The organism is Micrococcus sp. TCR-5, assembly GCF_052220525.1.
Taxonomy (GTDB): Bacteria; Actinomycetota; Actinomycetes; order Actinomycetales; family Micrococcaceae; genus Micrococcus; species Micrococcus luteus.
Genome location: NZ_JBQPDO010000027.1, coordinates 1 through 9,563, shown reverse-complemented (window position 1 = coordinate 9,563; position 9,563 = coordinate 1). Strand labels below are relative to the sequence as shown.

General features: G+C 72.1%; 7 protein-coding genes. All 7 read left to right on the top strand.

Annotated features, from left to right (window positions below; genetic code table 11):
• On the top strand, positions 1–325 hold a 325-nt coding region (locus tag ACTSKS_RS10760), incomplete at its 5' end, for a transposase (protein WP_442927551.1).
• Positions 326–392: 67 nt separating this feature from the next.
• Positions 393–1,382 (top strand): 23S rRNA (guanosine(2251)-2'-O)-methyltransferase RlmB, encoded by a 990-nt coding sequence (rlmB, locus tag ACTSKS_RS10755; protein WP_002856490.1) that lies wholly within the window; start codon positions 393–395, stop codon positions 1,380–1,382.
• Between the two features lie 233 nt (positions 1,383–1,615).
• Positions 1,616–2,626, top strand: a complete 1,011-nt coding sequence (locus ACTSKS_RS10750; protein ID WP_206496005.1) for an ABC transporter substrate-binding protein — start codon at positions 1,616–1,618, stop codon at positions 2,624–2,626.
• A gap of 130 nt (positions 2,627–2,756) precedes the next feature.
• Positions 2,757–3,746, top strand: coding sequence for an ABC transporter permease (locus ACTSKS_RS10745; protein ID WP_036382447.1), 990 nt, complete (start codon positions 2,757–2,759; stop codon positions 3,744–3,746).
• Positions 3,739–4,530: an ABC transporter ATP-binding protein gene (locus ACTSKS_RS10740; protein ID WP_036382449.1), complete on the top strand. Its 792-nt coding sequence runs from the start codon at positions 3,739–3,741 to the stop codon at positions 4,528–4,530. Before ACTSKS_RS10745 ends, ACTSKS_RS10740 begins: the two co-directional genes overlap by 8 nt.
• A gap of 101 nt (positions 4,531–4,631) precedes the next feature.
• Complete coding sequence (locus tag ACTSKS_RS10735; protein WP_206496006.1) at positions 4,632–6,731, top strand: alpha-1,4-glucan--maltose-1-phosphate maltosyltransferase; 2,100 nt, start codon at positions 4,632–4,634, stop codon at positions 6,729–6,731.
• 40 nt (positions 6,732–6,771) lie between these two features.
• Entirely contained in the window at positions 6,772–9,102 is a 2,331-nt protein-coding gene (gene glgB / locus ACTSKS_RS10730) for a 1,4-alpha-glucan branching protein GlgB (protein ID WP_442927550.1), read from the top strand.
• Positions 9,103–9,563: the final 461 nt, after the last annotated feature.

The window sequence follows — 9,563 nt, the reverse complement described above, 5'->3', positions numbered from 1 at the left end:
CCGCCCCGAGGCCGTGCTGGGCGATAAGGCGTACTCCTCCCGGGCGATCCGCACCCACCTACGTGCCCGTGGGATCAAAGCGGTCATCCCCGAACCGGCCGACCAGCAGGGCCACCGCAGACGGCGCGGTGCCCGCGGCGGGCGCCCCGTTAGCCTCGACGCGGACGCCTACAAGGGCCGCAACGTCATCGAGCGTCAGTACGCGCACCTGAAGCAGTGGCGGGGTCTGGCGACCCGGTATGACAAGTACGCGATCGTCTACCGGTCCGCTGTGGTGCTGAATGCTGTGATCGCATGGTCCAAACGATTGTCAGACATGCCCTAGACTGGAGGGCGATCCGGCGGCGCCCCGCGTGCCGCCGCCCCCGTCCCCGGCACGCAGGAGTCCCGCCATGTCCACCGCCCCCCGCTCCGGCGGATCCCGCAAGCCCAAGGGCAAGAAGGGCCCCATGAAGGGCACCGGCGGCCACGGTCGCAAGGCGCTCGAGGGCCGCGGCCCCACCCCCAAGGCCGAGGACCGGGTCTACCACAAGGCGCACCGCGCCAAGCAGCTGGCCGAGCGCTCGGCCGCCAAGCGCGGTCCCGTGACGGACCAGGTCCGCGGCCGCGTGAAGCTCACGGATGAGACGGTCTCCGGTCGCAATCCCGTGCTCGAGGCGCTGCGCGCGGGCATCCCGGCCAAGGCGCTGCACGTGGCCGTGCGCATCGAGATGGACGACCGCGTCAAGGAGGCCCTGCGCCTCTGCCTCGAGCAGGGCGTGCCGGTCCTGGAGAACACCAAGCCGGAGCTGGACCGCCTCTCCGGCGAGGCCGTGCACCAGGGCATCGTGCTGCAGATCCCGCCCTATGAGTACGCGGACGCCACGGCCCTGGCCCTCGACGCGCTCGCGAAGCACGAGAAGGGGCACCTGCGGACCCCGCCGCTGCTGATCGCGCTCGACGGCATCACCGACCCCCGCAACCTCGGCGCCATCATCCGGGCCGGCTCCGCGTTCGACGCGGACGGCGTGATCGTGCCCGAGCGCCGCTCCGTCGGCGTGACCGCCACCGCCTGGCGCACCTCGGCCGGCGCGGCCGCGCGGGTGCCCGTGGCCCAGGCCGGCAACCTGAACACCACCCTCGTCGACCTGCACAAGGCCGGCTACTTCGTGCTGGGCCTCGACGGCGGAGGGGACGTCTCGCTGCCCGGGCTCGCCCTGGCCACGGAGCCGCTCGTGCTCGTGGTGGGGGCCGAGGGCAAGGGTCTGTCCCGCATGGTGCGGGAGCACTGCCAGCAGATCGTGTCCATCCCGATCGACTCGACGATGGAGTCCCTCAACGCCTCGATGGCGGTGGGCATCTCCCTGTACGAGATCTCGGTGCAGCGCGCCGGCGGGCGCTGACCCCCACGGCGCCCCCGCCCGGGATGACGGCCGGGCGGGGACGCGGGTGTCGCGCGCGGCGCCGTCGCGGGCAGAGTGTCCACAGTGACGCCGATCACATGGCAGGATGTCGCGTGGATGCGCGCACGTCTTGCCTGTGATGCGTGTCACCGCGCACAGTGTCTGCACTGTGTCCGACGGGCCCCCGTCGGCGAGCGCATCCCGCACCGCACCATCAGAACGAGGTCCGTCTCATGAAGCACCGCTCCCTCTCCCTCACCGCCGCCCTCGCCGTCGCCGCCCTCGGGCTCACGGCGTGCGGTGACTCCGGCTCCGGCGGCTCCGGCTCGTCCTCCGCCGCCGGCGGCGACGGCTCCTACACCGTGGGCATCAACCAGCTCGTCTCCCACCCGGCGCTCGACGGCGCGGCCGAGGGCTTCAAGGAGGCGTTCACGGACGCCGGCCTGGACGTGACGTTCGAGGAGCAGAACGCCCAGGGCGAGCAGGCCACCGTCACCTCGATCGCCTCCACCTTCGCCAACGACGGGGACGTGGACCTCGTGGCCGCGATCGCGACCCCCGCCGCACAGGGCACCGTCTCGGCCGTGAAGGACAAGCCGGTCGTGTTCATGGCGGTCACCGATCCGAAGGGCGCTGAGCTCGTGGCCTCGGACGAGGCCCCGGGCGGCAACGTCACCGGCGTCTCGGACCGCAACCCGGTCAAGGAGCAGCTGCAGCTGCTCAAGGACGTGAAGCCGGACGCCACGACCGTCGGCATCGTCTACAACTCCGGCGAGGCCAACTCCAAGGTCCAGGTGGACCAGGCCAAGGAGGCCGGCAAGGAGCTGGGCCTCGAGGTCAAGGAGGCCACCATCACCAACTCGTCCGAGGTCCAGCAGGGCGTGCAGTCCCTGTCCGGCGTGGACGGCATCTACGTGCCCACGGACAACGCCGTCGTCTCGGCGCTGGAGACCGTGGTGGGCTACGGCAAGGAGCAGCGCATCCCCGTCATCTCGGCGGACATCGACTCCGTGGAGCGCGGTGCCCTGGGCACGTACGGCATCGACTACACGGCGCACGGCAAGCAGGCCGGCGAGATGGCCGTGAAGATCCTCAAGGACGGCGCGAAGCCGGCCGAGCTGCCCGTGGGCTACGCCGACCCGGCCAACCTGCAGCTCGTGCTGAACCCGCAGGCCGCCGAGGCCTACGGCGTCGAGATCCCCGCCGAGCTCAAGGACAGGGCCGACCAGCTCGTCGAGGGCTGATCCCGCGCCTGCCCGCCTCCGCGGCGGCCCGGACCACGGGGTCCGAGCCGCCGCGGAGCACGTCGGCGGCCGGCCCATCCCGTCCCGCCGTCGTCCGTCCCCCTCGCACCGCCCGAAAGGCACCCACCCCATGCTGACCGCAGTGGAACTGGGTCTGATCTACGCCGTCGTCGCGCTCGGCGTGTACCTGACCTTCCGCATCCTCGACTTCCCCGACCTCACGGTGGACGGCTCGTTCACCACCGGCGCCGCCACGGCCGCCGTGCTCATCACGGGCGGCACGCCGGTGCCCCTGGCCATGCTCGCCGCCTTCGTGGCGGGCGCGCTCGCGGGCCTCGTCACCGGCCTGCTGCACACCAAGGGCCGGATCGACGGCCTGCTCGCCGGCATCCTCACGATGATCGCGCTCTACTCGATCAACCTGCGGATCATGGGCAAGGCCAACATCCCCCTGCTCGGCCAGGACACCCTGTTCACGTGGCTCGGCGACCTGGGACTGGCCCGGAACTGGGGCTCGATCCTCGTGCTCTTCCTCGGTGTGTTCGTGGTGAAGCTGATCCTCGACTGGTTCCTGCACACGGACCTGGGCCTCGCCCTGCAGGCGACCGGTGACAACGAGGAGATGATCCGCTCGTACGGCGTCTCCACGGACCGGATGAAGATCCTCGGCCTGATGATCTCCAACGGCCTCGTGGCCCTCGGCGGCTCCCTGCTGGCCATGTACCAGGGCTTCGCGGACATCTCCATGGGCATCGGCCTCATCCTCGTGGGCCTGGCGTCCGTGATCGTGGGCCAGGCCGTGTTCGGCCAGCGCACGGTCTTCTGGGCGACGCTCGCCGTGATCGTCGGCGCCGTGCTCTACCGCCTGATCATCCAGTTCGCCCTCAACGCGGGCCTGAGCCCGAACGACATGAAGCTGATCTCCGCGGCCCTCGTCGTCGTGGCCCTGCTGCTGCCGCGCTTCGGCTTCGCCAGGCGCCTGAGCCTGCGCACGCGGGGCACGGCCGCGACCCCGGCGCCGGCCGCCGCCGCTCCGGCCACCGCCGGCATGCCCCTGACTGGCGAGCCGGGCGGCGCCACCCCCGCCGCATCCGTCTCCGAGGAGGCCCCCCGTGCTTGAGATCTCACAGGTCTCCAAGACCTTCTTCCCGAACACCGTCAACGAGCGGCGCGCCCTGCAGGGCATCGACCTGCACCTGGCCGAGGGCGACTTCGTCACCGTGATCGGCTCCAACGGCGCCGGCAAGTCCACGATCCTGAACACGATCGCCGGCAAGCTGCTCCCGGACACCGGCACCGTGGCCGTGGGCGGCAAGGACGTCACCCGCATGCCGGACCACCGCCGCGCGGCCTCGATCGGCCGGGTGTTCCAGGACCCGACGGCGGGCACGGCCCCGAATCTCACGATCGAGGAGAACATGGCCCTGGCCTGGCGACGCGGGCACGCCCGCGGGCTCTCGCGGGGCGTCTCCCGCGCCCGGCGCGCGATGTTCCGCGACGAGCTCACGAAGCTCGAACTCGGCCTGGAGAACCGCCTCACCGCCAAGGTCGGGCTGCTCTCCGGTGGCCAGCGTCAGGCGCTCAGCCTGCTCATGGCCACGTTCTCCGGACCGAAGATCCTGCTGCTGGACGAGCACACCGCCGCCCTGGACCCGTCCCGGGCGGAGCTGGTGACCCGCCTGACCCGGCAGGTGGTGGCCGAGCACCGGCTCACCACGCTGATGGTCACGCACAACATGTCCCAGGCCCTCGAGGTCGGCAACCGGCTGATCATGATGCACGACGGCCGGATCATCCTCGAGCTGGACGAGCAGGAGAAGGCCGGGCGCACCCCGGCGGACCTGCTGGCCGAGTTCGGCAAGATCAAGGGCGCCGTCGTGGACGACAAGACCATGCTGTCCTGAGCGTCCCGTCCGGCGCCCCGTCCCCGGCCCGCCCCTCCGCCCCACGGCGGGCGGGCAGGCCGGCCGTTCTCACCGGCGCGGCCGCGGGGTAGCGTCGTGGCGTGAGCACCGTGAAGCCCGACACCCAGAGCGCCACCGCAGCCGATGTCCGCCTCCAGACCGTCACGGGGCGCATCCCGGTGACGGACGTGCAGCCCGTGGTGCTGGACGGCCGGTTCCCGGCGAAGGCCGTGGTCGGCGAGGACATCCCCGTCCGCGCGACCGTGTTCCGCGAGGGCCACGACTCCGTGCGCGCCACCGTCCGCCTGCTCGACCCGGCCGGCGCCGAGGTGCAGCGCGTGCAGATGCGTCCGGGCCGGCCCGGCCTGGACGAGGTCGTGGCCACGCTGCGGCCCGCCGAGCCGGGCCTGCACCAGTTCGTGGTCGAGGGCTGGGACGATCCGGTGGGCACGTGGAAGCACGCGGCCACCGTCAAGATCGCCGCCGGCGTCGACGTGGAGCTGATGCTCGCCGAGGGCGCCGCCCTGTTCCGCCGGGCCGCCGAGGACGCGGAGCGCTCGGCCGAGGACCGCGCCGTGTTCGAGGAGGTCGTTCGCGGCCTCGAGGACGAGTCGCTCATCCCGGCCCAGCGCCTGGCCTCCGCCGAGTCGGCGGAGGTGTCCGCCGTCCTCCACGCCCGCCCCGTGCGGGAGCACCTCACGAGCTCCGAGCTCTACCCGCTGGACGTGCAGCGTGAGCTCGCCGGCCGCGGCGCCTGGTACGAGTTCTTCCCCCGCTCCGAGGGCGCCCGCTTCGACGAGGCCTCCGGCACGTGGTCCTCCGGCACCTTCGCGACGGCGGCCCGCCGGCTCCCGGCGGTCGCCCGGATGGGCTTCCAGGTGGCCTACCTGCCGCCGATCCACCCGATCGGCACCTCGCACCGCAAGGGCCCGAACAACACGCTGACGGCCGGGCCGCAGGACCCGGGCTCGCCGTGGGCGATCGGCGCGCCCGAGGGCGGACACGACGCCGTGCACCCGGACCTGGGCACCGTCGAGGACTTCGAGGCGTTCGTGGCCGCGGCCGCGGACGAGGGCCTCGAAGTGGCCCTGGACCTGGCCCTGCAGTGCTCCCCGGACCACCCGTGGGTCGCCGCGCACCCGGAGTGGTTCACCACCCGCGTGGACGGCACCATCGCGTACGCGGAGAACCCGCCGAAGAAGTACCAGGACATCTACCCGCTGAACTTCGACAACGACCCGGGCGGCCTCGCCCAGGCGGTGCTGGACGTGGTGCGGGGCTGGGTGGCCCGCGGCGTGCACATCTTCCGCGTGGACAACCCGCACACCAAGCCCCTGTGGTTCTGGGAGTGGCTGATCGCGAAGGTCCGCGCCGAGGAGCCGCGCGTCGTGTTCCTCGCCGAGGCCTTCACCCGTCCCGCGATGATGCACGCCCTGGGCAAGGTCGGGTTCCAGCAGTCCTACGGGTACTACACCTGGCGGAACACGGCCGAGGAGCTCGCGGAGTACCTCCAGGAGATCTCGCACGAGACGCCGGCGTTCTATCGCCCCAACCTCTTCGTCAACACGCCGGACATCCTCACGGAGTACCTGCAGCACGGCGGCCCGGGCGCGTTCCGGATCCGCGCCGTCGTCGCCGCCACGGCCAGCCCGCTGTGGGGCGTCTACGCCGGGTTCGAGCTGTTCGAGCACGTGGCCCGGCCCGGCGCGGAGGAGTACATCGACAACGAGAAGTACGAGTACCGCCCCCGGGACTGGGAGGGCGCGGAGGCCGCGGGCGCCTCGCTCGCCCCGTACCTCACCCGGCTCAATGAGATCCGCGCGGCGCACCCGGCGCTGGGCGACCTGCAGAACCTGACCCTGCACGCCTCGACGCACCCTGACCTGCTCGTGTTCTCGAAGACGCGCTCGGCCCGGCCCGAGGGTGCGCACCGGGACGCCGAGGCGGTCACCGACGCCGGTCCCGCGGAGGACACCCTGATCGTCGTCGTCACCACGAACCCGCACGACGTCGTCGAGGCGACCCTGGACCTGGACCTCGAGGCGCTGCGTCTGCGCCCCGAGGACCGCGACGCGTCCGGGGCCGTCGAGGTGGAGGACCTGCTCACCGGCCAGCGCTGGCAGTGGGGCCGCACCCCGTACGTCCGCCTGGACCCCCACGTCGAGCCCGCCCACGTCCTGCGGATCGTCCGGAACGGCTGAGCCGCTCCCGACGCCCGCCGTCCCCAGAACAGGAATCGCCATGACCCCGTCCGCCGCCCCCCGCCCCGCCGTCGCCCCGCTCGCCGTGGACCCGGAGGTGCTGGCCGCCGTCGCGCAGGGCCGGCACCACGATCCGCACACCGTGCTGGGCGCCCACCCGCATCCCGACGGCGCCGCGGTCACCTACCGCGTGCTGCGCCCGCTGGCGCGCACGGTCACGGTGGTCCGCGCCGGCGACGGGCAGCGGGTGGAGCTGACGCACGAGCACGACGGCGTGTTCGCGGGCGTGGCCCCGACGCCCCGGGTGGCCGGGGCCGCCGCGGGCGACTACCGCGTCGAGGTGGCGTACGAGACCGAGGACGGCACGACCGGCCCCGTCCAGGAGCAGGACGACGCGTACCGGCACCTGCCCACGCTCGGCGAGCTGGACCTGCACCTGATCGGGGAGGGCCGGCACGAACGGCTGTGGGAGGTGCTCGGCGCCCGCGTGGTCCGCACCTCCGCCGACGAGGCCGTCGGCACGGCCTTCGCGGTCTGGGCGCCGAACGCGCGGGCCGTGCGCGTGGTGGGCGACCACAACGGCTGGGACGGCCGGACCCACGCCATGCGGTCCCTCGGCTCCTCCGGCGTGTGGGAGCTGCTGGCGCCCGGCGTCGGTCACGGCGACCGCTACAAGTTCGAGATCCTCGGCCGGGACGGGCTCTGGCGGCAGAAGGCGGACCCGATGGCCCGCTGGACGGAGGTCCCGCCGGCCACGGCCTCGCGTGTGCTCGAGTCCGACTACGCCTTCGGGGACCGCACCTGGATGGAGCGCCGCCGTCTCACGGACCCGCACGAGCGCCCGCTGAGCATCTACGAGGTGCACCTGGGCTCGTGGCGGCCCGGGCTGGACTACCGCGAGCTGGCCGAGCAGCTCGTGGAGTACGTGCAGTGGCTCGGGTTCACGCACGTGGAGTTCCTGCCGGTCGCGGAGCATCCGTTCGGCGGGTCCTGGGGCTACCAGGTGACCGGCTACTACGCCCCCACCTCCCGGTTCGGCTCCCCGGACGAGTTCAAGCACCTGGTGGACGCGCTCCACCGGGCGGGGATCGGCGTCATCGTGGACTGGGTGCCGGCGCACTTCCCGAAGGACGAGTGGGCGCTCGCGCGCTTCGACGGGACCGCCCTGTACGAGCACCCGGACCCGCGGCGGGGCGAACATCCCGACTGGGGCACCCTCGTGTTCGACTTCGGCCGCACCGAGGTCCGCAACTTCCTCGTGGCCAACGCGCTCTACTGGCTCGGCGAGTTCCACATCGACGGGCTGCGCGTGGACGCCGTCGCCTCGATGCTCTACCTGGACTACTCGCGCGAGGACGGGCAGTGGGAGCCCAACGTGCACGGCGGCAACCACAACCTCGAGGCCATCGACTTCCTGCGCGAGGTCAACGCGACCGTGTACCGCCTGCACCCCGGCGTCCACATGATCGCGGAGGAGTCCACGGCCTTCTCCGGGGTGAGCGCTCCCGTGGACGCGGGCGGTCTCGGCTTCGGCAAGAAGTGGAACATGGGCTGGATGCACGACACCCTGGCCTACCTGTCCCAGGACCCGGTCAACCGCCGGTGGCACCACGAGCAGTGGACGTTCTCCCTGGTGTACGCCTACTCGGAGAACTACGTGCTGCCGCTGTCCCACGATGAGGTCGTCCACGGCAAGGGCTCCCTGCTGGGCCGCATCCCGGGCGACCGACGGCAGCAGCTGGCGACCCTGCGCGCCTACTACGGGTACATGTGGGCGCACCCCGGCAAGCAGCTGCTGTTCATGGGCGGGGAGTACGCGCAGCCGAGCGAGTGGTCCGAGGGCGAGGGCCTGGACTGGCCCGTCTCGTGGGATGAGGCGCACCGCGGGGTCCAGCTGACGATCCGGGAGCTCAACGCGCTCTACCGCAGCAAGCCGGCGCTGTGGTCGCTGGACCACAGCCCGGAGGGATTCGCGTGGGTGGACGGCGGCGACGCCGACGGCAACACGCTCGTGTTCCTCCGCATGCCCGCGGCGCAGGTGGTGCCGGAGCCGCGGATCGACGACGACGGCGCCGCGGCCCCGGCCGCCGAGCCGGGCGGCGCCCCGCTGCTGTGCATCACCAACCTCTCGGGGTCGCCGCGTCAGGGGCTGCGCGTGGGGGTGCCGTCCGCGGGGGAGTGGACGGTGGTGCTGGACACCGACGCGACCGACTTCCACGGTGACGGCTGGCGGGAGCAGACCGGCCAGTCCGAGGTGATCGCGGCACACGAGGGCCAGTGGCAGGGCCAGCCGGCCCACGTCACGGTGAACGTGCCGGCGCTGACCACCCTGTGGCTCCAGCCGACCCTGGACACGACGGCCACGCCCTGAGGAGTGGTGCACGTCACGGCCGGGGGTGACGGCGCTGGAGCGTCGAACGGGGCGGGCCAGGCCGAAGGAATCCGCGAGAACAGGCGGAAACCGGCCGCCCACCCTTGACCGCACGCCGGGTGCCGCCCCTGATTTTGTGTTCGGTGGGATTCGTGTGTAGAGTTCCATCTCGTGCTCAAGACGCCGACCGGGTGACCGGGAGGCGGGGTGAAGAACACAGAATCCGCGGATTCGTGCCGAGAATGGCAGGTCCAGGGCGGGTGGTGCTCACCGGGTGCGCGACCGGCAGTGATGCGGGTCGGGATTCCTGAAGAAGATGATCTGGTTTGACAGCCGGGGATCATGTGGTAAGCTTTTCGAGGCCTTCCACGTGGATGGTCCGGTGAGTGTCTGGCCCCGCGGAAGCGGAGTTGACATGGTCGGATCGCGTGGTAAGGTTTTCTAGCCCGGCCATGTGAACA